Origin of the sequence: Streptomyces sp. YIM 121038 (assembly GCF_006088715.1) — a bacterium.
Classification (GTDB): Bacteria; Actinomycetota; Actinomycetes; order Streptomycetales; family Streptomycetaceae; genus Streptomyces.
The window spans coordinates 3384991-3409162 of sequence record NZ_CP030771.1 but is presented as its reverse complement, the minus strand read 5'-3'; the positions used below and the strand labels follow the sequence as shown (position 1 = coordinate 3409162).

Here is a 24172-nt window from a genome sequence, read left to right as displayed (position 1 = left end):
TACGGACCGGCGGTCCGCTTTGTAAAGGTGAGCTGATGCCCGAGAGCCCTGAGAGCCCCGAGACGCCCGTGCGCAAGGCCCGCGCCGACGCGGCCCGCAACCGTGAGGCCGTCCTCGCCGCCGCCGACGCCCTCTTCGCCCGCAGCGAGAGCCCGCGCGGCGTGTCCATGGACCAGGTCGCGGCGGCGGCCGGGGTCGGCAAGGGCACGCTGTTCCGGCGGTTCGGGGACCGGGACGGCCTGATCCGCGCCGTCTTCGACGCGCGCAGCGGAGCGCTGCGCGCGGCGGTGGAGTCGGGGCCCGCGCCGCTCGGCCCGGACACCCCCGCGCGCGAGCGCGTCCCCGCGCTCCTGGACGCGCTCCTCGGCTTCAAGCTCGACAACCGCCCCCTCGCGCTCGCCCTGGAGGAGCCCGGCGGCAACAGCCCCTACCGGTCCGCGCACTACGCCTGGTGGCACGGCGTCCTGCGGGACGCCCTCGCGGCGGCCGGAGGCGTGCCCGACCCGGGGTACGCGGCGCACGCGCTGCTCGCGGCCGTGCGGGCGGACCTCGTGGAACACCTGGCGGCGGTCGAGGGCCTGACGGCACGCCAGCAGCGGGAGCGGCTCGCCGCGTACGTGGCGAACGTGCTCGATTGAGGGCGTCCTCGGAGGGCGCCCTCGGTCAAGGGAATCCGGGGCGTACGCGGTTATGGAGCGGAGCCGGAAGGCACGGGAATTCCCTTCCGCCCGCTGTCTCGTCGACCAGACACCCCGCCCGGGTGTTCCAGAAATACGGACGGCTTCCATCCCCTTGAGCCGGTCCCGCGCCGTGCGGCAGCAATGCGCTGCGGTCTTTTCCTCGTACGAGAGAGCGAGTTAAGGTCCGGCAAAGGGACCGGGCGGATTCCGGCACTTCGCTGAGCCGATTTCCGCCCCGGTCGTGGCGCCGCACGCGCGGCGCTCCTGCTTTCACCATTCACAACAGCTGTACGCGGCTGCCGACACGCGCGCCCCCCGCCCGTGACGGCCGTCGCCGAGCGGCTGCTGACGTGCGCGTCCCCCCGCCCGCGTCGGCTGCCGCGCTCCTTGCACGCGGCAGAGCCGTGCGCGCGGAAAAGAGACTCCGTGCGCACCGGTTCGCTCCTGCCGTGTGCCCCGGTTCTGGGTCCGGGTTGACCTCACGTTCGGCCTATTCCGGAATCAGTAGGAGTTTCTTGTGACCCATCTTCAGGGGACGGGCGCCGGGGCCGCGCAGGCCTCCGGCGCCACCATCGCCGCGGTCTTCGAGGGGCGGGCGGCCGCATCCCCGGACGCCGTCGCCGTGGTCGGCGCCGACGGCGCGTCGATGACGTACGGCCGGCTCGACGAGCGGGCCGACCGCCTCGCCCGCCTGCTGCGGGCGCGGGGGGTGGCCGAAGAGACGCTGGTCGCGGTGGCGCTCGACCGGTCCGCGGAGTACCTGGTGACGGTCCTCGCGGTACTCAAGGCGGGGGGCGCCTATCTGCCGCTGGACCCCGAATACCCGGCGCGGCGGCTCGCGTTCATGCTGGCGGACGCCGCGCCCGTCGTCGTGGTGAGCGACACGGCCACGGCCGCGAAGCTGCCGGACCACGACCGCGAGCTCCTCCTCCTCGACACCCCGGACACGGCCGCCGCGCTGGCGTCCGCCCCGGCCGGGCCCCCGCCGCGGGCCGGTGACAGGTCCGGCGGGCTCGCCAACGTGATCTACACCTCCGGCTCCACCGGCACCCCCAAGGGCGTGGGCGTCACCCACCGGGGCGTCCTGACGATGGTCGCCGACCCCCGGGTGGCGGGCGGCCCGCACACCACCACGCTCCAGCAGGCCCCCCTGGCCTTCGACGCCTCGACCTACGAGATCTGGATGCCCCTGCTGCACGGCGGCACCGTCGTGGTGGCCCCGCCCGGCGTCCTCGACGGCGAGGGCATGGCCGCGCTCGTCACCCGGCACGGCGTCACCGGGACCTTCGTGTCCGCGGGCCTGTTCCGGGTGGTGGCCGACGAGCAGCCGGACGCCTTCGCCGGGCTCGACGAGGTGTGGACCGGGGGCGACGTCGTGCCGCCGGAGGCGGTGCGCCGGGTGCTGCGCGCCTGCCCCGGCCTGACGGTCCACCACGCCTACGGGCCCACCGAGTCCACCGTCTACGCCACCTGCCGCCCCGTCACCTCGGCGGACGCCGTGAGCGAGCCCGTGCCGATCGGCTCGCCGCTGGAGGGGACGCGCGCGTACGTCCTCGACGCCGCGCTGCGCCCGGTGGCGCCGGGCGTCCCCGGCGAGCTGTACCTCGCGGGCGAGGGCCTGACCCGCGGCTATCTGGGCCGCCCGGGCCTGACCTCCGAGCGGTTCGTGGCCTGCCCCTTCGACGGGTCCGGCGAGCGCATGTACCGCACCGGCGACCTCGTGGCCTGGACGGACGAGGGCGAGCTGGAGTTCCGGGAGCGCGCCGACGCCCAGGTGAAGATCCGCGGCTTCCGCATCGAGCCCGGCGAGATCGAGGCCGCCCTGGAGACCCACCGCCAGGTGGCCCACGCGGTGGTCGTCCCGCGCGAACTGGCCGGCGGCCGGGGCAAGCACCTGGTGGCGTACACCGTGCGCGCCGGGGAGGAGACCTTCGAGGCCGGGCGCGGCGGCGGCACCGGCCACTTCTCCCTCGACTCCGGGGCCGGGCCCGGGGAGCTGCGGGCGTACCTCGCGCAGCGGCTGCCCTCGTACATGATCCCGGCCGCGTTCGTGGTGCTCGACGAGCTGCCGCTGACGGCCAGCGGCAAGGTGGACCGGGCGGGCCTGCCCGACCCCGAGTTCCACGGCGCGGAGTACCGGGCTCCGGGCGACGCCCGCGAGGAGTGCCTGGCCGCGCTGTTCGCCGAGGTCCTCGGCGTGGAACGGGTGGGCGTCGACGACGACTTCTTCGCCGTCGGCGGCGACAGCATCCAGTCCATCCAGGTCGCGACGCGCGCCCGCGGCCAGGGCCTCGCCGTCAGCGCCCGCGACCTCTTCGAGCACCGCACGGTGGCGGCCCTCGCCGAGGCCGTGACCACGGCCGACACCGCGGCGCTCGTGCTCGACGAGCTGGACGGCGGCGGCGTCGGCTTCCTGCCGCACCTGCCCGTCACCCGGTGGGTACGGGAGTGGGGCCCGGGCTTCGGCCGGTTCTCGCAGGCCATGGTCCTGGAGCTGCCCGAGGGCATCGACCGCGCGGGTCTCGCCGCGACGCTCGGCGCGGTCGTCGACCGCCACGACCTGCTGCGCGCCCGCCTGACCGAGGAGGGTTCCGACGAGGGGCCCGGCCTGGTGGTCGCGCCCGTCGGCGCGGTGGACGCGGACGCCCTGATCCGCCGCGTCGCCCACGACGGCCCCTGGGACGCGGCGGGGGAGGGCGCGCCCGCCGAGGCCTGGCGCGCCCTGCTGTTGGCCGAACTGGACGCGGCGGCCGGGCGGTTGGACCCGGACGGCGGCGTGATGGCGCAGTTCGTGTGGTTCGACGCGGGCCAGGGGCGCGCCGGGCGGCTGCTCGCCGTGCTGCACCACGTCGTCGTGGACGGCGTCTCGTGGCGGATCCTGATGCCGGACCTGGCCAGGGCCTGGCGGGCGGTCGGCCGGGGCGAGGCCCCCGAACTCGCCCCGGTGGGCACCTCGGTGCGCCGCTGGGCCCACGCCCTGGTGGCCGAGGCCCGGCGCCCGGAGCGCGCCGCCGAGCTCGGCCTGTGGCGCTCCGTCGTGACCGGCCCCGACCCGGTCCTTGGCGCGCGGCGCCTCGACCCGGCGGTCGACACCGTCGCCACCCTGTCCAAGGTCCGCGTCCAGCTCCCGGCGCACGTCACCGAGACCCTTCTGACGACGCTGCCCGCCGCCTTCCGGGGCGGCGTCAACGACGGCCTCCTGACCGGCCTCGCGATGGCCGTGGCCCGCTGGCGCGCGGCGCGCGGCGTGGCCGAGCCGTCGGCGCTGATCCGCCTGGAGGGCCACGGGCGCGAGGAGGCGGCCGCTCCCGGCGCCGATCTGTCCCGCACCGTCGGCTGGTTCACCAGCTTCTTCCCGGTACGCCTGGACGTGTCGGGCGCCGACCTGGAGGAGGCCTTCGCGGGCGGCCCCGCCGCGGGCACCCTCGTCAAGGCGGTCAAGGAGCAGCTCCTCGCCCTGCCCGACAAGGGCATCGGCTACGGCCTGCTCCGCTACCTCAACCCCGAGACGGCCGCCGAGCTCGCACCGCACCCGGTGGGGCAGATCGGCTTCAACTACCTGGGCCGGTTCTCCGCCGACGCCGACATGCCCGCCGAGCTGCGCGGCCTCGGCTTCACCCAGGCGCCCGGCGTGGCCGACCTCGCCGAGCTGGACACCGGGCAGGACCCGGCGATGCGGGCGCCCGCCGAGCTGGACATCAACGCGCACGTGTCCGACACCGCAGCGGGCCCCTGCCTCGGCGCCCTGTTCACGGCGCCGGAGGGCGTCCTGTCCGAGGCCGACGTCCAGGAGCTCGCGGAGCTGTGGTGCCGTGCGCTCGAAGGCCTGGCCCGGCACGCCGAGCGGCCCGGCGCGGGCGGCCCGACCCCGTCCGACATGCCCCTGGTGCGGGTGAGCCAGGCCGACATCGACGGCTGGCGGGAGCGCTACCCGGGCCTCACCGACATCTGGCCCCTGTCGTCGCTCCAGAAGGGCCTGCTGTTCCACTCGACGATGGCGCGCGAGTCCGGGGCGGGCTTCGACGCCTATCTGTGCCAGTACACGCTGCACCTGTCGGGGCCGGTGGACGCCGGGCGGCTGCGCACCGCCGCGCAGGCCCTCCTCGACCGCCACCCCGCCCTGCACACCGCGTTCGTGCCGGGGCCCACCGGCGAACTCGTCCAGCTGCTCGTGGACGGAGCCGCCCTGCCCTGGACGCGGCGGGACCTCGGCGCGCTCGACGAGGCGGCGCAGCGGGACGCCCTGGAGGAGTTCCTGGCGCACGACCTCACCGTCCTTTTCGACCCGGCCGCCCCGCCCATGCTGCGCATGGCCCTGCTCACGCTGGCCCCCGACCGGCACGAGCTGGTCCTGACGGCGCACCACGTGCTGCTCGACGGCTGGTCCCTGCCGCTGCTCACGCAGGACCTGCTGCGCCTGTACGCCGCCGACGGCGACGGGTCCGCGCTGCCGAGGGCCCGCGGCTACCGCGACTACCTGGCCTGGCTGGCCCGCCAGGACACCCGGGATCCGGCCCGGGTGTGGCAGGAGGAGCTCGCGGGGGTCGAGGAGCCCACGCTGCTCTTCCCCGAGGCCGAGTCCGACGCCGACAGCACCGGCATCGGCCTGGCCGACGTGCCCCTGCCGGCGGCGCGGGCGCGGGAGCTGACCCGGCGCGCCACCGAGCTGGGCATCACCCTCAACACGCTGGTGCAGGGCGCCTGGGGCGTCCTCGTCAGCTGCCTGACGGGCCGCCAGGACGTGGTGTTCGCGGCGCCCTCGTCGGGACGGCCGCCCGCGCTCGCGGGGGTGGAGTCGATCGTCGGGATGTTCCTCAACGCGCCGCCGGTGCGGGTGCGGTACTCCCCGGGCGACACCGTCGCGCAGGTCCTCAGGAACCTCCAGCGCAGGCAGGCCGCGCTCCTGGACCACCATCACCACAGCCTCGCCGACATCCAGCGCGGCACCGGGCTGCCGAAGCTGTTCGACACGGCCATGGGCTTCGAGTCGTTCCCGCTGGACCGCGCGGCGGTGGCCGAGGCGAGCGCGGCGGCCGGGTTCAACGTGACCGGGCTGCGCTCGTTCACCGCGAGCCACTATCCGGTGACGGTGTTCGTCTACCCGGACGGCCCGCACCTGCGCCTGGTCGTGCACTACCAGCGGCACGTCCTGGACCAGGCCGCGGCCGACAAGCTCGCCGCCCGGTTCGCCTACGTCCTCGGCCGGTTCGCGGGGGACCCCCACGTCCGGGTGAGCGAGATCGGGGCGCTCGGCGCCACGGAACGCGCACGCGTGCTCCAGACGTTCAACGACACCGCCCGCGAGCACCCCGAGGAGACCGTCACCGAGGCCTTCGCGCGGCACGTCGCCGAGACCCCCGACGCGCCCGCGCTCACCGAGGCCGACGGCACCACCCTGACGTACCGGCAGCTCGACGGCCGGGCCAATCGTCTCGCCCGGCTGCTGCGCGAGCGCGGCGTGCGCCAGGACGCGGTCGTCGCCGTGTCCGTGCCCCGCTCCGCCGAGTACGTCGTCTCCGTCCTCGCGGCCCTCAAGGCGGGCGGCGCCTATCTGCCGCTCGACCCGGACTACCCGGCCGCGCGCCTGGAGTTCATGCTCCGCGACGCCGCGCCCGCCGCCCTGGTGACCGTCCGGCGGTCGGCCGCCGCGCTGCCCGCGGCCGACTGCCCCCGCCTGGTCCTGGACGACCCCGGCACGGAGGCCGAGCTCGCGGCCGTCGGGGACGGGGCCCTGCCGCCGTCCTGGCACGGGCATCCGGACCGCCTCGCCTACGTCATCTACACCTCCGGCTCGACCGGCACGCCCAAGGGCGTCGGCGTCCCCCATCGTGCCGTGACCGCGCTCGCCGCGGACCGCGTCTACGAGGGCGGCGCCCACGAGCGGGTCCTGATGCACTCGGCGCAGGCCTTCGACGCCTCCACCTACGAACTGTGGGTGCCGCTGCTCAACGGCGGGGCCATCGTGGTCGCCCCGCCCGGACGCCTCGACGTCGCCACCCTCGCCCGGATCGCCGAGGAGCACCGGCCGACCGGGGCGCTCCTCGCCACGGGCCTGTTCCGGGTGGTCGCCGACGAGCAGCCCGAGGTCTTCGCGGGCTTCCGCGAGGTGTTGTCGGGCGGGGACGTGCTGCCCCCGGCCACGGCGGAGCGGGTCCTCGCGGCCTGCCCCGGCACGAAGGTCGTCAACGTCTACGGACCCACCGAGACCACCGTGGGCGTCACGACCCACCGCATGGCGGGCCCCGACGACATCGGTGCGGTGGTGCCCATCGGCCGCCCCCTGGACAACACCCGCCTCTACGTCCTCGACGGGGCGCTGCGGCCGGTGCCGCCCGGGACGCCCGGCGAGCTGTACATCGCGGGTGACCACCTGGCCCGGGGCTACCGGGGCCGGTCCGCGCTGACCGCCGAGCGGTTCCCCGCCGATCCGTTCGGCGTGGCCGGGGGGCGCATGTACCGCACCGGCGACGTGGTCGCCTGGACGCCCGAGGGCCGCCTCGACTTCCGGGCCCGCGCCGACGCCCAGGTCAAGATCCGCGGCTTCCGCATCGAGCCGGGCGAGGTGCAGGCCGCCCTTGAGCAGCACGACGACGTGGCCCAGGCGGTGGTCGTGCCGCGCGAGGACGCGACCGGGCAGGGCAAGCACCTCGTGGCGTACGTCGTCCCCGAGCAGGCCGAGGGCGCCGCCCCGCTGTCGGTGGAGGAGCTGCGCACCTTCGCCTCGGAGTCCCTGCCCGAGCACATGGTCCCGGCCGTCGTCATGGTCCTCGACGCGCTGCCGCTGACCACCAACGGCAAGGTCGACAAGGGAGCGCTGCCCGCGCCCGAGCTGGACGCGAGCACGTACGTCGCGCCGTCCACCGACCAGGAGCGACAGCTCTGCGAGCTGGTCGGGCAGGTGCTTTCCGTCGAGCGGGTCGGCATGGGCGACGACTTCTTCCGCCTCGGCGGGGACTCCGTGTACGCGACCCAGCTCGCGAGCCGCATCAGCAAGGCCATGGGGGTGCGGGTGCCGATCCGGGCGGTGTTCGAGGCCAACAGCATCGCGGACCTCGCGCGGACGGTGGCCTCGGCCCCCGTGGACGCCGCGCCCCGGCTGCGCCGCTTCAGCGAGGCCGCGACGTCGTAACCTGCCGGTTCGCTGTGGCTGATCGCGCAGTTCCCCGCGCCCCTTAAGGGGCGCCCCTCAGCGGGCCACCTCGCGGATGAAGGCCTCCCAGGCGGCCCCGCCTATCACCAGGGCGGGGCCGCCCGGGACCTTGCTGTCCCGAACGGGGACGACGCCGTCACGTCCGTCAGCGACCTCGACGCAGTTGCCACCCTCGCCGTTGCTGTAACTGCTCTTGCGCCAGCGGGCGTTGCTCAGGTCGTACTCGCGCATCGTCTGAAGTCCTTAGCCGCCGATTCGATCCGGGCGAGGGACACCCCCGGCGACAGCGCGGCGCCCCTGAGCAGATCGTATGCGTGCCGCGCACGCTTCACTACGGCCGGATCGTCCAGCAGTTCGCCCCAAAACGAGGTCTCTGTATAGACCGTGGGCGGAGCATCGTCGAACTCCATAAGCCTGAGATCTCCGGTCATGGAGGCACAGGCTCCTTCCGCGCGCGGCAGCACCAGCACCAGCGCCTTGCGCTCGCGCGCCAGCGCGGCGATGTGCTCCAGCTGTTCTGCCATCGCGGTGCAGCCGCCGACCGGCACGGACAGCAGGTTCTCGTGCAGGATCGCCCAATACACAGGTCGCGCCGCGTCCGCGAGGATGCGTTGCCGGTCCAGCCGGGCGGACACCATGTCGTCGACGTACTCGTCGGCGGCGAACGGATTGGCCGCCAGGGTGACCGCCTTCGCGTACGGCGCCGTCTGTAACAGACCCGGGACCACCGACGGAGCGAACTCGCAGATCTTGGTGGCCAGGGCCTCCAGGTCCGCGACGGCGGCGAAATAGTCCGCGTAGCGCTTGTCGTCGATCAACTTGCGCCAGGTACGTTCGAAAAAGCCCTCGGTTTGCAGGACCTCGTCGATCCGTTGGGCCACATCCAACTGCGGCTTCCGAATGGCCTGTTCGAATTGGCCGATGTAGCCGCCGGACACAAAAACGCGGGCCCCCAACTCCACTTGGGTGAGGCCCGCGTTCTCGCGCCGTCGCTTTAACTCCGCCCCGAAGAACTCCCAGGCCGCCTGGCGTGACCCATGGGCACCTTTGGCCATGGATAACTCCCCTCCTCTGCGCCGACGTTGTAGAGCACAGACTCCTGCCAACAGTAGACGCACTGCGTCACGGTGGAGACACGAAGCGTGAAATTCAACGGCCAAGGGGAGCCACGTGACGGCGAATGGAGCCACCGGCGAGTCGCACTCGCGGGCGTGTGTGGAAGAGGCGGAGGACACGGTGAAAGAATTGCGCGCTGCCCTGGAGAGGGCGGGAATGTCGTTGCCGTCGCTGCGGGTGGACCCGGCGACCGTCGCGCGGCAGGCGCCGTGCCCGCTGGTGGACCTGGGGCGGTGCTCGGTGGAGGCGGCGGCGCGCCTCGCGGCCCTGCTGCCGGGCAAGGGGATGCACCCATGAGGCTCCCCATCGGGACGTACGCGGTGGACACCCGGACGGGAAGGGTCGGCAGGGTGATGGGCCACGAGGGGCCGTACGTACAGCTGCGCCCGTACGGAGGGGGGCGGGAGTGGGACTGCGCCCCGGAGAAGCTCCGGACGGCGACGTCGGCGGAGCGCCTGCGCGCGGCAACGGCGTACGCGAACGCCCGGAGCAGGGGGGAGGTGCCTTGACTGCGGGCCGGGGGCAGCGCCCCGAAGGGGCGCGGGGCTGTGCTCATCTGCGGCTCCGCCGCGCGGGCGCGACCAGCCGCAGACGGCCCGCAGGCAAAGCGACGGCGGGGGTACGGGACAATGGGCGCATGAGCCTGTTCCGTGACGACGGTGTCGTGCTGCGCACCCAGAAGCTGGGTGAGGCGGACCGCATCATCACGCTGCTCACGCGCGGGCACGGGCGGGTGCGGGCCGTGGCCCGCGGGGTGCGCAGGACGAAGTCGAAGTTCGGGGCGCGCCTGGAGCCGTTCTCGCACGTGGACGTGCAGTTCTTCGCGCGGGGCAGCGAGCTGATCGGCCGCGGCCTCCCGCTGTGCACGCAGAGCGAGACCATCGCTCCGTACGGTAGTGGCATCGTCACCGACTACGCGCGGTACACGGCGGGCACGGCGATGCTGGAGACGGCGGAGCGGTTCACCGACCACGAGGGCGAGCCCGCGGTGCAGCAGTACCTGCTGCTCGTCGGCGGCCTTCGGACGCTCGCGCGCGGCGAGCACGAGCCGCACCTCGTCCTCGACGCCTTCCTGCTGCGCTCGCTCGCCGTGAACGGCTACGCGCCGAGCTTCACCGACTGTGCCAAATGCGGCATGCCGGGCCCCAACCGCTTCTTCTCGGTCGCCGCGGGCGGCTCGATTTGCGTGGACTGCCGGGTGCCGGGCAGCGTCGTACCGTCGGCGGAGACCCTGACGCACCTCGCGGCGCTCCTGACCGGGGACTGGCGGACGGCGGACGCCTGCGAGTCCCGGCACGCGCGCGAGGGCAGCGGGCTCGTATCGGCTTATCTGCACTGGCACTTGGAGCGCGGGCTGCGCTCGCTTCGGTACGTGGAGAAGTAGCCGCGTGCCGGAGCGGCGCGCGGCCCGCGAAGATCGCTAAGAACTGGAGTAGCTCCCCATGGCACGACGCGGAATCCTCGGACGGTCCCGCCGTGAGTACGCCTCGCCCGAGCCCCACCCCTCGGGCGCGCGGCCGCCGAAGATCCCCGGCGAGCTCGTCCCGCAGCACGTCGCCGTCGTCATGGACGGCAACGGCCGGTGGGCCAAGGAGCGGGGCCTGCCGCGCACCGAAGGGCACAAGGTCGGCGCCGAGCGCGTCCTCGACGTCCTCCAGGGCGCGATCGAGATGGGCGTGGGAAGCATCTCCCTGTACGTCTTCTCCACCGAGAACTGGAAGCGCTCGCCCGACGAGGTCCGCTTCCTGATGAACTTCAACCGGGACTTCATCCGCAAGTCCCGCGACCAGCTCGACCGGCTCGGCGTGCGCGTGCGCTGGGTGGGCCGCATGCCCAAGCTGTGGAAGTCCGTGGCCAACGAACTCCTGGTCGCCCAGGAGCAGACCAAGGACAACGACAAGCTGACGCTGTACTTCTGCATGAACTACGGCGGCCGCGCCGAGATCGCCGACGCCGCGAAGGCCCTCGCCGAGGACGTGCGCGCCGGGCGGCTCGACCCGTCCAAGGTCTCCGAGAAGACCCTCGCGAAGTACCTGTACTACCCCGACATGCCGGACGTGGACCTGTTCCTGCGCCCGAGCGGCGAGCAGCGCACCTCCAACTACCTGATCTGGCAGAGCGCGTACGCCGAGATGGTCTTCCAGGACGTCCTGTGGCCGGACTTCGACCGTCGCGACCTGTGGCGGGCGTGCCTGGAGTACGCCTCGCGCGACCGCCGCTTCGGCGGCGCGATCCCGAACGAGGACCAGCTCAAGAAGGGCTAGGCGCACGGCAGAGGGCCCGCACCGCCGTACCGGCGGTGCGGGCCCTCGTGCGTGCCGCTACTTCTTGGCGCAGTCGGAACACGTGCCGAAGATCTCGACCGTGTGCGCCACGTTCACATACCCGTGCTCCGCGGCGATGGCCTCCGCCCACTTCTCCACCGCCGGGCCCTCGACCTCCACGGCCTTGCCGCAGACGCGGCACACCAGGTGGTGGTGGTGCTCGCCGGTCGAGCAGCGGCGGTAGACCGCCTCGCCGTCGTTGGTCCGCAGGACGTCGACCTCGCCGGCGTCGGCGAGGGACTGGAGCGTGCGGTAGACCGTGGTCAGGCCGACCGAGTCGCCGCGGTGCTTGAGCATGTCGTGGAGGTCCTGCGCGCTGCGGAACTCGTCCACCTCGTCGAGAGCCGCCGCCACCGCGGCTCTTTGCCGTGTGGCCCGGCCTCGCACGGGGGGTCCCGCCGTCGTCACAGATGCCTCCTCAGCGCTCGTCCGCACAGCTGTCACAGGTCGTCTCTCGTCCCGCCATTGTGCCAGGTCGATACTCCACCGTGACCAGAGTGCTCTCGGACAGTGATCCGGCGCGGTCTGGACCATGCCTCTTCGATCACTGCCCCGACGGAAGCCGCCTCAGACCTTGACCCCGTCCGCCGTGCCTCGCGCGCCCGGCACGTCCGCCGTGCACGCCGCGTCCCCCCTGGCCAGCGATCGCGCCCTTCTGCGGGCGAGCGGCGCGGCCAGGATCGTCAGGGCGATGAACACCCCGATCGTCAGGAGCACGATCGTCGCGCCGGGCGGCACGTCCTGGTAGTACGAGGTGACCGTGCCGCCGATCGTCACGGAGACGCCGATCGCCACCGCGATCGCGAACGTCGCCGCGAAGCTGCGGGTGAGCTGCTGCGCCGCCGCCACCGGGACCACCATCAGGGCCGACACGAGCAGCAGGCCCACCACGCGCATGGCGACGGTGACGGTGACCGCCGCGGTGACCGCGGTGAGGAGGTTGAGCGCGCGCACCGGCAGGCCCGTGACCCGCGCGAACTCCTCGTCCTGGCTCACCGCGAACAGCTGGCGGCGCAGTCCGACGGTCACCAGGACCACGAACGCGGCGAGCAGACAGATCGCCGTCACGTCGTCCTGCGAGACGGTGGAGAGCGAGCCGAACAGATACGAGCTGAGGTTCGCGTTCGAACCGCCCGGCGCGAGGTTGATGAACATCACGCCGCCCGCCATGCCGCCGTAGAACAGCATCGCGAGCGCGATGTCACCGCGCGTGCGGCCGTACCAGCGGATCAGCTCCATGATCACGGCGCCGACGACGGCGACGGCCGTCGCCATCCACACCGGAGACGTGGAGAGCAGGAAGCCCAGGCCGACGCCCGTCATCGCCACATGGCCGATTCCGTCGCCCATCAGGGCCTGGCGGCGCTGCACCAGATAGATGCCGACGGCCGGGGCCGTGATGCCGACGAGGACGGCCGCGAGCAGCGCCCGCTGCATGAACGCGTAGTTCAGGATTTCCATCGCCGGGTCCTCAGGTCAGCAGGCCGGTGCGGACGGGGGCCGCGTCGGCTTCGTGCGGATGTACGTGGTCGTGGCCGGGCAGCGCGTGCTGGCCCACGGCCTTCGGGGGCGGCCCGTCGTGCAGCACGCAGCCGTCGCGCAGCACCACCGCGCGGTCGATCAGCGGCTCCAGGGGGCCCAGCTCGTGCAGCACGAGCAGGACCGAGGTGCCGCGCTCCACCTGGCGGCGCAGGGTGGCCGCGAGGACCTCCTGGCTGGCGAGGTCCACGCCCGCCATCGGCTCGTCCATGATCAGCAGGTCGGGCTCGGAGACCAGGGCGCGGGCGATGAGCACCCGCTGGTGCTGGCCGCCCGACAGGGCGTTCACGGAGTCCTTGGCCCGGTCGGCCATGCCGACCTGCTCCAGGGCGTCCCGCACGGCCTCCCGGTCGGCCTTGCGCAGCACGCCGAAGCGGGCGCGCGAGAGGCGGCCGGAGGCCACGACCTCCGTGACGGTCGCGGGCACGCCGCCCGCGGCCGTGGTGCGCTGCGGGACGTAGCCCACCCGCGACCAGGCGCGGAAGCGGCGGCGCGGCGTGCCGAAGAGCTCGATCGCGCCGCCCGTCACCGGCACCTGGCCGATGACCGCGCGCACCGCGGTGGACTTGCCCGAGCCGTTCGCGCCGAGCAGCGCGACGACCTCGCCCGCGCCGACCGTCAGGTCGATGCCGCGCAGGACCGGGCGCGCGCCGAGCTCGGCGGTCACCCGGCGCAGGGATATGACGGGCTCACCCGCGCCGCTCGTGGCGCTTGTCGCGTCGCCCATGTCGGGCCCCTTTCCGGAGGGGGTCGGCCCTCGGCCGGTGGTCACTCGGCGCCCAGCGCCGTGCGCAGGGACTTCAGGTTCGACCGCATCACCTGGACGTAGTCGTCACCCCGGGACTTCTCCGTGATGCCCTCGATCGGGTCGAGTACGTCCGTCTTGAGCCCGGTGTCGTCCGCGAGGGTCCGCGCGGTCTTGTCGCTCACGAGCGTCTCGTAGAACACCGTCGTCACGCCGTCGGCCTTCGCCGTCTTCTGGAGCTCCCGCACGCGGTTCGCGCTCGGCTCGCCCTCGGGGTCGAGGCCCGAGATGGCCTCCTCGGTGAGGCCGTAGCGCTCGGCGAGGTAGCCGAAGGCCGCGTGCGTGGTGATGAAGACCTTGGACTTGGTGTCCTTCAGGCCGTTCCTGAACTCCGTGTCGAGGCCCTTGAGCTTCTTCACCAGGGCCTCGGTGTTCTTCTCGTACGTGGCCCTGTGCTTGGGGTCGGCCTTCGCGAAGGCCTTGCCGACGCCCTCGGCGACCTCGCCGAACCTGACCGGATCCAGCCAGATGTGGGGGTCCTTGCCGCCGTGGTCATGGCCGTGGTCGTGGCCCTCGTGCTCGTCGTGCTCCTCGGCGTGGCCGCCCACCTCGGTGCCGTGCTCCTCCAGGCTGGTGAGGGTCGTCGCGTCGATCTTCGTCTTGATGGCGGACTGGCTGATCGCCTCGTCCACGTTCGGCTGGAGGCCCTTCAGATAGAGGGCCGCGTCGGACTCCTCGAGCTGGGCGCGCTGCTTGGCGCTGATCTCCAGGTCGTGCGGCTCCTGGCCGGGCTCGGTGAGGCTGGTGACCTCGACGTGCTTCCCGCCGATCTGCTCCGCGAGGTACTGCATGGGGTAGAACGACGCCACCACGTCGAGCTTGCCCTTGTTGTTCGTGGCCGCCGCGTCGTCGGAGGCGCACGCCGAGAGCGTGGCGAGGCCGAGGGCCGCGGCGGCGGCGAGGGCGGTGCGGGGTATGAGGTGGCGTCGTACGTTCATGACAGTCATTTTCAACAATTATGGAAACGATTGTCAACAAAGGGGCGGTGCCTGTGCGCGGGCTCACGCCCCGCGCCCCGGCCCTCTCCCGCCCCCGGGCCCGGCCGGGCGGTGGCGGGGAATGGGGCGAAGGCGGAGGAGAGGGGCGGGCGGGCGGGAGGGAATCGGCCGGGGGGAGAACCGATTTGATCCGGGGGGTGCGGGCGCCGGTAACCTGAAGCATTCGCTCCTGGAGCCGCCGCCCACAGGGCGGCCGTTTCGTCGTCGTCGTAATGAAGAGAGCACCGTGGCCGCCGACAAGATCGACACCATCGTCAGCCTGAGCAAGCGCCGAGGCTTCGTCTTCCCCTGCAGCGAGATCTACGGCGGCCAGCGCGCCGCCTGGGACTACGGACCGCTGGGCGTCGAGCTGAAGGAGAACCTCAAGCGCCAGTGGTGGCGCTACATGGTCACCTCGCGGGAAGACGTCGTCGGCATCGACTCGTCCGTGATCCTGGCCACCGAGGTCTGGCAGGCCTCCGGCCACGTCGCCACCTTCACGGACCCGCTGACCGAGTGCACCTCCTGCCACAAGCGCTACCGCGCCGACCACCTGGAGGAGGCGTACGAGGAGAAGAAGGGCCGCGCCCCCGAGAACGGCCTCGCGGACATCAACTGCCCCAACTGCGGCACCAAGGGCCAGTTCACCGAGCCCAAGCAGTTCTCGGGCCTGCTCTCCACGCACCTCGGCCCGACCCAGGACTCCGGCTCGGTCGCCTATCTGCGCCCCGAGACCGCGCAGGGCATCTTCACCAACTTCTCCCAGGTGCAGACGACGTCGCGGCGCAAGCCGCCGTTCGGCATCGCCCAGATGGGCAAGTCCTTCCGCAACGAGATCACGCCCGGCAACTTCATCTTCCGCACCCGCGAGTTCGAGCAGATGGAGATGGAGTTCTTCGTCAAGCCGGGCGAGGACGAGAAGTGGCAGGAGTACTGGATGGAGCAGCGCTGGAACTGGTACACCGGTCTCGGCCTGAGCGAGGAGAACATGCGGTGGTACGAGCACCCGAAGGAGAAGCTCTCCCACTACTCCAAGCGCACCGCTGACATCGAGTACCGCTTCCAGTTCGGCGGCAACGAGTGGGGCGAGCTGGAAGGCGTCGCCAACCGCACCGACTACGACCTGTCCGCCCACGCCAAGGCCTCCGGCCAGGACCTGTCGTACTTCGACCAGGAGGCCGGCGAGCGCTACACGCCGTACGTCATCGAGCCCGCGGCCGGTGTCGGCCGCACCATGCTCGCCTTCCTGCTCGACTCGTACTTCGAGGACGAGGCGCCGAACGCCAAGGGCAAGCTGGAGAAGCGCACGGTCATGCGCTTCGACCACCGCATCGCCCCGGTCAAGGCCGCGGTCCTGCCGCTGTCCCGCAACCCGGAGCTGTCGCCGAAGGCCAAGGGCCTGGCCGCCGCGCTCCGGCAGAACTGGAACATCGAGTTCGACGACGCGGGCGCCATCGGCCGCCGCTACCGCCGCCAGGACGAGATCGGCACGCCGTACTGCGTCACCGTCGACTTCGACACCCTTGAGGACAACGCGGTGACCGTGCGCGAGCGCGACACCATGAAGCAGGAGCGGGTCTCCCTCGACCAGATCGAGGGCTACCTCGCCACGCGTCTGGTCGGCTGCTGACGCGACCGCACCACTGCGCCACCGAGCCCCCGGTTCCCGGAACGGAACCGGGGGCTCCGGTGCACACTGAGGGCCATGCGGACGACGGCCACGAGCAAGGTCAGCAGATGGGACCAGCACGGGCGCGGACACGTCGTGCGCCTGCACCGGGCGGGCGTGCGGCGGCAGCTGGTCTGTGACACGTGCGGCTGGCGCGCGAGGGCACGGTTCCTGCCGTGGCTCCAGGCCGAGGAACATCTGGAGCGCATCCACCAGGCGACGGTGAACCCGGCGGCCAGGCCCTAGCGCCCCGGGCTTCGGGACTCAGGTTCCTGACCGCACCAGGTCCGCCGCCTTCTCGCCGATCACCAGCGCCGCCGCGTGCGTGTTCACGGACACGATCGAGGGCATCACCGACGCGTCCGCCACGCGCAGGCCGCGCAGGCCCCGCACCCGCAGCTCCGGGTCGACCACCGCGTCCGCCCCCGTGCCCATCGCGCAGCTGCCCGCCAGATGGAAGTACGGTCCCGTCGCCGCCGTCAGGAACGCCCGGGCGCGCGCCTGGCCGGGCAGCACCTCCCGCGCACCCCAGCGGGCGAGCGGTCCGGCGGCCGCGATCTCCCGCGCCACCTCGATGCCGTGCAGCATGCGCCGTACGTCGTCCTCGTCGGTCAGATAGCCCGGATCGATCAGCGGCGGCGTGTCCGGGTCCGCGTCCGCGATCCGCACCGCGCCCCGGGAGTGCGGCACCGTGGCCACGCCGAGCGTGAAGCAGTTCTCCGGCGCCGCGAGCGTCGGCGGGTGGTACGGGACGTGGACGCACAGCACCTGCATGTCGGGGCCCGGCAGGGACGCCTCGCTGCGCCAGTGCAACGACGCCTCCGACAGGTTCGCCCGGCCCGCCGGGATCGGCAGGTCCGCCTCGAAGACCACCCCGCACAGCGGATGGTCCTGGAGCGCGCGGCCCACGCCCGGCAGCTCGTGCCGGGGGTCGACGCCCGCCGCGCGCAGCTCGTCGGCGGGGCCGACGCCCGAGAGCAGCAGCAGGCGGGGCGAGTCGACGGCGCCCGCGCACACGATCACCTCGGCGCGCGCGTGCGCCGTGACCGGGGCGCCGCGGCGGCTGAACCCCACGCCCGTGCACCGGTCGCCGTCGAGAAGGAGCCTGTGCGCGCGGGAGTCGGCGGACACCGTGAGGTTCGGCCGGGTGCCGTCGAGGGGGTGCAGATACGCGTCGGCGGCGCTCTGCCGGACCCCGTCGGCGATCGTCAGATCGGGCCAGCCGACGCCCTCCTGGGCCGCGCCGTTGAAGTCGTCGGTGCGCGCGTGGCCCGCCGCGACGGCGGCCTCGACGAAGGCCGCGGACAGCGGGTTGGCGTCCTCGGGCCGCACGGGCGCGACCCGCAGCGGGCCCGCGTCCCCGCGGTACGCCCGGTCGCCGCCCGGCACCGACTCCATCCGCTTGAAGTGGGGGAGCAGGTCGTCGAAGCCCCAGCCCGCGCAGCCCGCCGCCGCCCAGCGGTCGTAGTCCGCGCGGTGCCCGCGCAGGAACACCAGGCCGTTGACGGCGCTCGACCCGCCGAGCGTCCGGCCCCTCGGGCACGGCAGCGAGATCCCGCCGACGCCCGGCTGCGGCACCGTCCGGTAGCCGTGGTCGGCGTCGCCGCCCATGAGCGACGGCCACGCGTACGGCGTCGCGAGGTCCGCCTTGGGGCGCTCGGGGCCCGCTTCGAGGAGCAGTACGGCGCGGTCCCGCTGCTCGCTGAGCCGGGCCGCGACGACACATCCGGCGGACCCGGCCCCCACGACGACGTAGTCGTACTCCGCCGCCAACTCCCTTGCCCCTAAAGCCACTTGGCTCCTCCTGTCTGCCTGGGTGATGAGTGGGGCCAGGCAATCAGGAGGGGCGGCCGGGGCGCAGCGAAACGCCGAAACCGCGGGGGACTCAGGGCCGGAGGGCGGCGAGGGTCAGGTCGACGACCGCCGCGAAGGCCTCGTCGATGCCAGGTGTGAACCACTCGCGGGAGTAGCCCGGGTCGTGGAACCGGCCGGTGGCGTCGAAGACCGCGCGGGCCGTGCGCCCCGCGTCCGCGACGGGGGAGGCCAACTCGCCCCGGGCGACGCCCTCCTCGACGATCAGGCGCAGATGGGAGACCAGGTCGGCGATGTGCGCCTCCACCACGCCGCTGTTCTCCCCGAGCAGGACCTCGTAGGTCGCGAACAGCTCCGGGTCGTCGCCCGCCTTCTTGCGCTTGGCCGCGAACAGCACCGTGAACCAGCGGCGCAGCCGCTCGTCCGCGCCCACCGAGCGGTCGTCCACGACGCGCTGGAGCTCGGCCGTCGTCCGGTCCAGCCAGCGCTCGGTGACCGCCTCCCGCAGCGCCGCCTTCGTGCGGAAGTGGCGGTACACGGCGGCGTGGCTGACGCCGAGCGCGCGGGCCACGTCCACCACCGTGGCCTTGGCGGCCCCGTGGCGGCGCAGCACGTCCTCGGTCGTGGCGAGGATGCGCTCGGCGGTCAGGGTCTCGGTCGTAGCCATGGTCAAGACGGTACCGGGCGCCGTCGGCGCCCCCGTCAGCGCTCGCTGTCGAGGTGTGCCATCTGTGCCTCGGGGTAGCGGTCGCCCGCCGCCGCGCCCGCGGGCACGGCCTCCTCGACGGCGGCGAGGTCGGCGGCGTCGAACTGGACGTCCAGGGCGCCGAGGGCCTCGGCGAGGCGGTCCCGGCGGCGGGCGCCGACCAGCGGCACGATGCTCGCGCCGAACCGGGGGCCCTGCGCGAGCACCCAGGCGATCGCGGTCTGCGCGACGCTCACGCCCTTCGCCTCCGCGATCTTCCGCAGGGCGTCGACCAGGTCGAGGTTGCGCTGGAGGTTCTCGCCCTGGAAGCGGGGGCTGACCCCGCGGAAGTCGTTCGCGGCGAGCTTGCGGTCGCGCGCGAAGTGCCCGGAGATCAGGCCGCGCGAGAGCACGCCGTACGCGGTGACGCCGATGCCGAGCTCGGCGGCGGTGGGCAGGATCTCGTCCTCGATGCCGCGCGAGATCAGGGAGTACTCGATCTGGAGGTCCGAGATCGGTGCGACGGCGGCGGCCCGGCGCAGCGTGTCGGCGCCGACCTCGGAAAGGCCGATGTGCCGCACGTGGCCCTTCTCGACCAGCTCGGCGATGGCGCCGACGGTCTCCTCGATCGGCACGGTCTCGTCGACGCGGGCGATGCGGTAGACGTCGATGTGGTCGACGCCGAGGCGCTGGAGCGAGTACGCGGCGAAGTTCTTCACCGTGGCCGGGCGGCCGTCGTAGCCGGCCCAGCCGCCGTCCGGGTCGCGGAGGGCGCCGAACTTCACGCTGGTGAGCGCCCTTTCGCGGTGCGCGGCGGGCGCGGTGCGCAGGGCTTCGCCGATCAGCAGCTCGTTGTGGCCCATGGCGTAGAAGTCGCCGGTGTCCAGCAGGGTGACGCCCGCGTCGAGCGCGGCGTGGAGGGTGGCGATCGACTCGCCCCGGTCCGCCTCGCCGTACAGCGCGGACATCCCCATGCAGCCGAGGCCGAGAGCGGAGGAAACGGGACCGGTGCTGCCGAGCTTCAGGGTGCGCATGAGGGCTCCTGGGGGTGTGCTGGGTAGGGGACGGCGCCGCGGTCCCCGGAAAGGGCCCGGACGAGCGCCGTGCCTCCAGCATGCCCCCTCCGGTTACAGATTTCAAGTTCTGTAATTTGTAACTTCGGCTCGGGTCGCGACTGCCCCGGCCCTGGCGGGAACCCGCGCGGAGCCCGGCCGGTGACTGGCTACGCGTTTACGGGACCTCCCTGGCAGATGGGCTGAACCCTCGCGACCCAAGGGCCCTCGCGGGCCGTAGGTGCCGTTCCGTCAGGTGGGCCTGGACACCGGGGGCGCCCCGTCCGGCTCCGGTGTCAGGCGGGCCGCCGTGTGCCGGGCCGTGGCGCGGGCCCAGGGGCCGCTGGTCAGGGCGCCCACGCAGAGGACCGCCGCGCCGCAGGCCGTGATGATCCACCAGGCCGGGCGGCTCGCCGCCGTGAAGTCCCGGGCGTACGACGTCGTGACGCCGGAGGCCAGGACCGCGCCGATCACCGCGACGCCGAGGGTCTGGCCGATCTGGCGGCTGGTGGAGGCCACGGCGGCGGCCACACCGGCCTGGGCGCGGGGCATCCCGGCCACGGCGGTGTTGGTGATCGGCGCGTTCACGACGCCGAAGCCGATGCCGAAGAGGACGTAGGCGACAAGGCGGGTGGCGGGCTCCGCCGCCGCGTCGAAGGCGGCGAAGAGGACGCCGGAGGCCGTCATCGCCACCCCCGCGATCAGCAGGGAGAGCCGTGGGCCCCGGCTGCCGACCAGGCGGCCGGAGAGCGGGGCGCACACCAGGGTCATCGCCGCCATGGGCAGCATCCACAGGCCCGCGTGCAGCGCGTCCAGACCGCGTACGTCCTGGAGGTAGAGGGTGGACAGGAACAGGAAACCGCCCAGGGCGGCGAACGCGCTGATCGCGATGACCGTGGCCCCGCTGAACGGCGCCGAGCGGAAGAACCGCAGGTCGATCAGGGGCTCCGCGCGGCGCGGCTCGTACCGGAGCAGCCCCGCGAGCGCCGCCGCCGCGGTGCCCGCGCACAGCATGATCAGCGGCGAGGTCCAGCCCGCCGTGGGCGCCTCGATGATCGCGTAGGTGAGGGCGCCGAGCAGCAGCATCACCAGGACCTGCCCGACCGGGTCGGCGCGGCGCGGCTTCGGCGCGCGGGACTCCGGGACGTACCGGGTGGTCAGGAACAGCGCGACGAGGCCCACCGGCAGGTTCACCCAGAAGATCGCGCGCCAGCCCACCGCGTCCACGAGCAGGCCGCCCACCAGCGGGCCCGCCGCCATGGAGATGCCGACGACGCCGCCCCACACCCCGATGGCACGGGCCCGCTCGCGCGGCTCGGTGAAGGTGTTCGTGATGATCGACATGGCCACGGGGTTGAGCATGGAGCCGCCCACCGCCTGGATCATGCGGAAGGCGACGAGCGACTCCAGGTTCGGGGCGAGGGAGCACAGGACCGAGCCGAGGGTGAAGACGGCGAGGCCCGCCTGGAACACCCGGCGGCGCCCGACGCGGTCCCCCGTCGAGCCCGCCAGCATCAGGAGCGAGGCGAGGACGAGGGTGTACGCGTCGACGGTCCACTGCATGCCCGAGATGCTGGTGTCGAACTCCCTGGCCATGGTGGGCAGGGCGACGTTCAGGATGGTGTTGTCCAGGCTCACGATCAGCAGGCTCATGCAGCAGATCGCGAGCACCAGTTGGCGGCGCCGGGGGCTCAGCTCGGACTCGGGCATACAGCCGACGGTATCCCCGGGGCGGGTGCCGTGCCCCGGGCCGCCCGGGGCTCAGCCCGGGTCGCGCGGCAGCCTGAGGCTCAGCGCGGCCAGGCCGAGCAGGCCCGCGAGCTGCGCGCCGAGCACGATCGCGAACGCGGCGCGCAGGCCGAGGCCCGGCTCCAGGGCCAGGAACAGCGAGCCCAGCGTGGCGACGCCGACGGCCAGGCCCGACTGCTGGGCGGTCGCCGCGAGGCCGCTGCCCGCGCCCGCCCGCGCCGCGGGCACGGCGGCCAGCAGCACGCGGTAGTACAGCGGCAGCTGGATGCCCTGGCCGAGGCCGCACAGGAGCAGGCCGGGGGCGAGCGTCAGCGGGCCGAGCGCGGACCACGGGGCCCACAGGACGGTGGCGGCGAGCACGGACAGGCCCGCGCCGTGCACCAGGGCGCACAGGGGCAGGGTGCGGCTGCCGAACCGGTCCACCACGCGCGGCAGCAGCAGGGACGCCCCGAACTGCGCGATCCCCATGGGGACCAGCGTCAGGCCCGCCTTCAGGGCGCCGTAGCCCAGGCCCTTCTGGAGCGTCACGGCGCTGACGAACATGAAGCCGCTGAAGCCGATGAAGATCGGGGCGCCGATCAGCAGCCCCCGGACGACCCCGGGCTCGCGCAGCAGCGACGGGGGCAGGAGCGGGCTGCCGCCGGTGCGCTCCGCGCGCCGCTCCACGGTGGCGAACGCCCAGATCAGCAGGGGCGCGGCAAGGAGCGTGAGCACCGACCACAGCGGCCAGCCCGCCGAGCGGCCCTCGGTCAGCGGCAGCAGCAGCGCGAGCAGCGCGGCGGCAAGCAGCACGCTGCCGCCGACGTCACCGCGCCCCGGCCGCCCGGCCCGGCTGTCCGGCACCGCCCGCAGCGCGAGCGGCCACGCGAGCGCGACGACCGGCACGTTGATCAGGAACGCCATGCGCCAGCCGGTCCCCGCCAGATCGGCCGACACCAGGACCCCGCCGAGCACCTGCCCGAGCACCATCGCGAGCCCGCTCACCGCCCCGTACAGGGCGACGGCCCGCGCGCGCCGCTCGCCGCGCGTCGTCGCGTGGAGGGTGGCGAGCACCTGCGGAAGCAACAGCGCGGACGCGGCGCCCTGCGCGGCCCTGAACGCCACCAGCGACCAGGCGTCGGGGGCGACACCGCAGGCCAGCGAGGTGATCCCGAACCCGGCGACGCCCCACAGGAACAGCCTGCGCCGCCCGTACGCGTCCCCGAGCCTGCCGCCGAGGACCAGCAGCACGGCGTACGCGACGGCGTATCCGGCGGCGACCATCTCCAGGGCGGACGGGGAGGCGCCCAGGTCGCGCTCGATGTCGGGCAGGGCCACGTTGACGACGAAGAAGTCGGTGCTCGGCAGGGAGGTGCCGAGCAGGAGGGCGAACAGGCCCAGGGCGCCGAGCGCGGGAGCCGCGGCCGCGGCGGCGGTCCCGGTCGTGGGGGCAGCCGTCGTCGGGGGCGTCGCGGGGGTCGTCGTAGGAGTCGTCGTAGGAGTCGTTGTGCGAGTCACGGATACGACGATGAGCGGTCGCCAAGACGGGTACCAGAGTGTCTTTATCCTGGTAGTAGGCGCACCTGGAAGCGGGGCGCGGGCTGCGCGAGGCTGGGAGCGTGACCATGGCCATGACCGCAGAGCCGCTGACGCCCACCGGGCCCGTCGCGGACGACGCCACCCGCAGGCGGGAGCTCGCCGCCTTCCTGCGCAGCCGCCGCGAGCGGATCACGCCCGAGCAGGCGGGCCTGCCGCGCGGCCCGCGGCGGCGCACGCCCGGCCTGCGCCGCGAGGAGGTCGCGCAGCTCTCCGCGGTGGGCGTCACCTGGTACACGTGGCTGGAGCAGGGGCGGCCCATCCGGGTCTCCGCGCAGGTCCTCGACGCCATCGCCCGCGCGCTGCTCATGGACCAGACCGAGCGCGGCCACCTCTTCGCGCTCGCCGGCGCCGTCGACCCGCGCCCCGAGACCGAGTGCCCCCTCGTGACCGGCACCGCCCTGCGCCTGATGCACCGCATGGCGCCCTACCCGGCGAGCCTGCAGAACGCCCGCTACGACGTGCTCGCCCACAACGGCCCCTTCGGTCAGGTCTTCGGCGACCTGACCGAGCTGCCGCCCCGGGAGCGCAACTGCCTGTGGCTGCTCGTCACCAGCAGGCGCTGGCGCGAGACCTTCCTCGACCGGGACGAGATGCTGCGCGACCTGATCGCGAAGTTCCGCGCGGGCATGGCCGAGCACGTGGCCGAGCCCGCCTGGAAGGAGCGGCTCGACGGGCTGCTCCAGGAGTCGGCGGAGTTCCGCGCGCTGTGGCGGCGCCATGAGCTGGGCGCGATGTCGCCGCACGTCAAACGCTATGAGCACCCCGAGGTGGGGCTGCTCAGCCTGGAGCACCGCACTATGTGGCTCGCGCCGGAGTCGCAGGCCTACCGGCTCGTCGCGTACGTGCCCGCCGACGACGCCACCGAGGAGCGCCTGGAGCGGCTCGCGGAGCTGGCGGACGGCCCGTCCCCCGAGCCCGCCGGGGTCCGGGGCAGGGGCCCGGCGGGCTCGGGGGACGGGCCGGTCGCGGGCTGAGGGACAATGGATGCTTGCCCGCTCCTCATCGTGAGTCCCGTACGTTCCCGGAGAGCCGCCCG

20 protein-coding genes are annotated in these 24172 nt (G+C 73.5%); 9 read left to right on the top strand and 11 right to left on the bottom strand.

What is annotated here, in order from left to right:
• Nucleotides 1–35: 35 nt before the first annotated feature.
• Entirely contained in the window at nt 36–638 is a 603-nt protein-coding gene (locus tag C9F11_RS14185; RefSeq protein ID WP_138959639.1) for a TetR/AcrR family transcriptional regulator, read from the top strand.
• 559 nt (nt 639–1197) lie between these two features.
• Nucleotides 1198–7809, top strand: coding sequence for a non-ribosomal peptide synthetase (locus tag C9F11_RS14180; RefSeq protein ID WP_138959638.1), 6612 nt, complete (start codon nt 1198–1200; stop codon nt 7807–7809).
• Between the two features lie 57 nt (nt 7810–7866).
• On the opposite strand, the gene C9F11_RS14175 is transcribed toward C9F11_RS14180, so the two are convergent.
• Together C9F11_RS14175 and C9F11_RS14170 are read right to left on the bottom strand one after the other, a co-directional pair.
• Nucleotides 7867–8061, bottom strand: a complete 195-nt coding sequence (locus C9F11_RS14175) for a DUF397 domain-containing protein (RefSeq protein ID WP_138959637.1) — start codon at nt 8059–8061, stop codon at nt 7867–7869.
• Nucleotides 8043–8885, bottom strand: coding sequence for a helix-turn-helix transcriptional regulator (locus C9F11_RS14170; protein ID WP_138959636.1), 843 nt, complete (start codon nt 8883–8885; stop codon nt 8043–8045). The genes C9F11_RS14175 and C9F11_RS14170 overlap by 19 nt, the downstream gene beginning before the upstream one ends.
• Before the next feature lie 115 nt (nt 8886–9000).
• Between C9F11_RS14170 and C9F11_RS14165 the strand changes: the two genes are divergently transcribed.
• From C9F11_RS14165 to C9F11_RS14150, 4 genes are all read left to right on the top strand, one after another.
• Entirely contained in the window at nt 9001–9243 is a 243-nt protein-coding gene (locus tag C9F11_RS14165; protein WP_138959635.1) for a hypothetical protein, read from the top strand.
• Nucleotides 9240–9455 (top strand): hypothetical protein, encoded by a 216-nt coding sequence (locus tag C9F11_RS14160; protein ID WP_030674182.1) that lies wholly within the window; start codon nt 9240–9242, stop codon nt 9453–9455. The genes C9F11_RS14165 and C9F11_RS14160 overlap by 4 nt, the downstream gene beginning before the upstream one ends.
• 128 nt (nt 9456–9583) lie before the next feature.
• Nucleotides 9584–10330, top strand: coding sequence for a DNA repair protein RecO (recO, locus tag C9F11_RS14155; RefSeq protein WP_138959634.1), 747 nt, complete (start codon nt 9584–9586; stop codon nt 10328–10330).
• Between the two features lie 58 nt (nt 10331–10388).
• Complete coding sequence (locus tag C9F11_RS14150) at nt 10389–11210, top strand: isoprenyl transferase (protein ID WP_138959633.1); 822 nt, start codon at nt 10389–10391, stop codon at nt 11208–11210.
• 57 nt (nt 11211–11267) lie between these two features.
• Here C9F11_RS14150 and C9F11_RS14145 read toward each other — a convergent pair whose 3' ends face one another.
• The 4 genes from C9F11_RS14145 to C9F11_RS14130 all read right to left on the bottom strand — a co-directional run bounded on the left by C9F11_RS14145 (nt 11268) and on the right by C9F11_RS14130 (nt 14552).
• Nucleotides 11268–11678 carry a Fur family transcriptional regulator gene (locus C9F11_RS14145; protein ID WP_138959632.1) on the bottom strand — a complete coding sequence of 137 codons (411 nt, stop codon included), beginning with the start codon at nt 11676–11678 and terminating at the stop codon, nt 11268–11270.
• Nucleotides 11679–11837: 159 nt separating this feature from the next.
• Nucleotides 11838–12731 carry a metal ABC transporter permease gene (locus tag C9F11_RS14140; RefSeq protein WP_138959631.1) on the bottom strand — a complete coding sequence of 298 codons (894 nt, stop codon included), beginning with the start codon at nt 12729–12731 and terminating at the stop codon, nt 11838–11840.
• Nucleotides 12732–12741: 10 nt separating this feature from the next.
• Nucleotides 12742–13536, bottom strand: coding sequence for a metal ABC transporter ATP-binding protein (locus C9F11_RS14135; protein WP_138959630.1), 795 nt, complete (start codon nt 13534–13536; stop codon nt 12742–12744).
• Nucleotides 13537–13577: 41 nt separating this feature from the next.
• Entirely contained in the window at nt 13578–14552 is a 975-nt protein-coding gene (locus tag C9F11_RS14130) for a metal ABC transporter substrate-binding protein (protein ID WP_138959629.1), read from the bottom strand.
• Nucleotides 14553–14838: 286 nt separating this feature from the next.
• Between C9F11_RS14130 and C9F11_RS14125 the strand changes: the two genes are divergently transcribed.
• Together C9F11_RS14125 and C9F11_RS14120 are read left to right on the top strand one after the other, a co-directional pair.
• Nucleotides 14839–16221: a glycine--tRNA ligase gene (locus C9F11_RS14125; protein ID WP_138959628.1), complete on the top strand. Its 1383-nt coding sequence runs from the start codon at nt 14839–14841 to the stop codon at nt 16219–16221.
• 75 nt (nt 16222–16296) lie between these two features.
• Nucleotides 16297–16506, top strand: coding sequence for a hypothetical protein (locus C9F11_RS14120; RefSeq protein ID WP_138959627.1), 210 nt, complete (start codon nt 16297–16299; stop codon nt 16504–16506).
• Nucleotides 16507–16524: 18 nt separating this feature from the next.
• Here the strand turns inward: C9F11_RS14120 and C9F11_RS14115 are convergent, their stop codons facing one another.
• The 5 genes from C9F11_RS14115 to C9F11_RS14095 form a co-directional block, all read right to left on the bottom strand.
• Entirely contained in the window at nt 16525–18054 is a 1530-nt protein-coding gene (locus C9F11_RS14115; RefSeq protein WP_249401730.1) for a GMC family oxidoreductase N-terminal domain-containing protein, read from the bottom strand.
• Nucleotides 18055–18145: 91 nt separating this feature from the next.
• Nucleotides 18146–18739, bottom strand: a complete 594-nt coding sequence (locus tag C9F11_RS14110) for a TetR family transcriptional regulator (RefSeq protein WP_138959626.1) — start codon at nt 18737–18739, stop codon at nt 18146–18148.
• A 35-nt stretch (nt 18740–18774) separates the two neighbouring features.
• On the bottom strand, nt 18775–19791 hold the full coding sequence (locus C9F11_RS14105; RefSeq protein WP_138959625.1) for an aldo/keto reductase: 1017 nt from the start codon (nt 19789–19791) through the stop codon (nt 18775–18777).
• Between the two features lie 270 nt (nt 19792–20061).
• Entirely contained in the window at nt 20062–21519 is a 1458-nt protein-coding gene (locus tag C9F11_RS14100) for an MFS transporter (RefSeq protein WP_138959624.1), read from the bottom strand.
• Between the two features lie 51 nt (nt 21520–21570).
• Nucleotides 21571–23055: an MFS transporter gene (locus C9F11_RS14095; RefSeq protein ID WP_138959623.1), complete on the bottom strand. Its 1485-nt coding sequence runs from the start codon at nt 23053–23055 to the stop codon at nt 21571–21573.
• A gap of 107 nt (nt 23056–23162) precedes the next feature.
• On the opposite strand from C9F11_RS14095, the gene C9F11_RS14090 reads away from it, so the two are divergent.
• Entirely contained in the window at nt 23163–24110 is a 948-nt protein-coding gene (locus C9F11_RS14090; protein WP_249401729.1) for a helix-turn-helix transcriptional regulator, read from the top strand.
• Nucleotides 24111–24172: the final 62 nt, after the last annotated feature.

Bases quoted from the DNA above. Each gene is read 5' to 3' on its own strand.
- C9F11_RS14185 (WP_138959639.1), top strand. From the start codon at position 36: ATGCCCGAGAGCCCTGAGAGCCCCGAGACGCCCGTGCGCAAGGCCCGC.
- C9F11_RS14175 (WP_138959637.1), bottom strand. From the start codon at position 8,061: ATGCGCGAGTACGACCTGAGCAACGCCCGCTGGCGCAAGAGCAGTTAC.
- C9F11_RS14170 (WP_138959636.1), bottom strand. From the start codon at position 8,885: ATGGCCAAAGGTGCCCATGGGTCACGCCAGGCGGCCTGGGAGTTCTTC.
- C9F11_RS14160 (WP_030674182.1), top strand. From the start codon at position 9,240: ATGAGGCTCCCCATCGGGACGTACGCGGTGGACACCCGGACGGGAAGG.
- recO (WP_138959634.1), top strand. From the start codon at position 9,584: ATGAGCCTGTTCCGTGACGACGGTGTCGTGCTGCGCACCCAGAAGCTG.
- C9F11_RS14150 (WP_138959633.1), top strand. From the start codon at position 10,389: ATGGCACGACGCGGAATCCTCGGACGGTCCCGCCGTGAGTACGCCTCG.
- C9F11_RS14140 (WP_138959631.1), bottom strand. From the start codon at position 12,731: ATGGAAATCCTGAACTACGCGTTCATGCAGCGGGCGCTGCTCGCGGCC.
- C9F11_RS14135 (WP_138959630.1), bottom strand. From the start codon at position 13,536: ATGGGCGACGCGACAAGCGCCACGAGCGGCGCGGGTGAGCCCGTCATA.
- C9F11_RS14130 (WP_138959629.1), bottom strand. From the start codon at position 14,552: ATGAACGTACGACGCCACCTCATACCCCGCACCGCCCTCGCCGCCGCC.
- C9F11_RS14120 (WP_138959627.1), top strand. From the start codon at position 16,297: ATGCGGACGACGGCCACGAGCAAGGTCAGCAGATGGGACCAGCACGGG.
- C9F11_RS14110 (WP_138959626.1), bottom strand. From the start codon at position 18,739: ATGGCTACGACCGAGACCCTGACCGCCGAGCGCATCCTCGCCACGACC.
- C9F11_RS14105 (WP_138959625.1), bottom strand. From the start codon at position 19,791: ATGCGCACCCTGAAGCTCGGCAGCACCGGTCCCGTTTCCTCCGCTCTC.
- C9F11_RS14100 (WP_138959624.1), bottom strand. From the start codon at position 21,519: ATGCCCGAGTCCGAGCTGAGCCCCCGGCGCCGCCAACTGGTGCTCGCG.
- C9F11_RS14090 (WP_249401729.1), top strand. From the start codon at position 23,163: ATGGCCATGACCGCAGAGCCGCTGACGCCCACCGGGCCCGTCGCGGAC.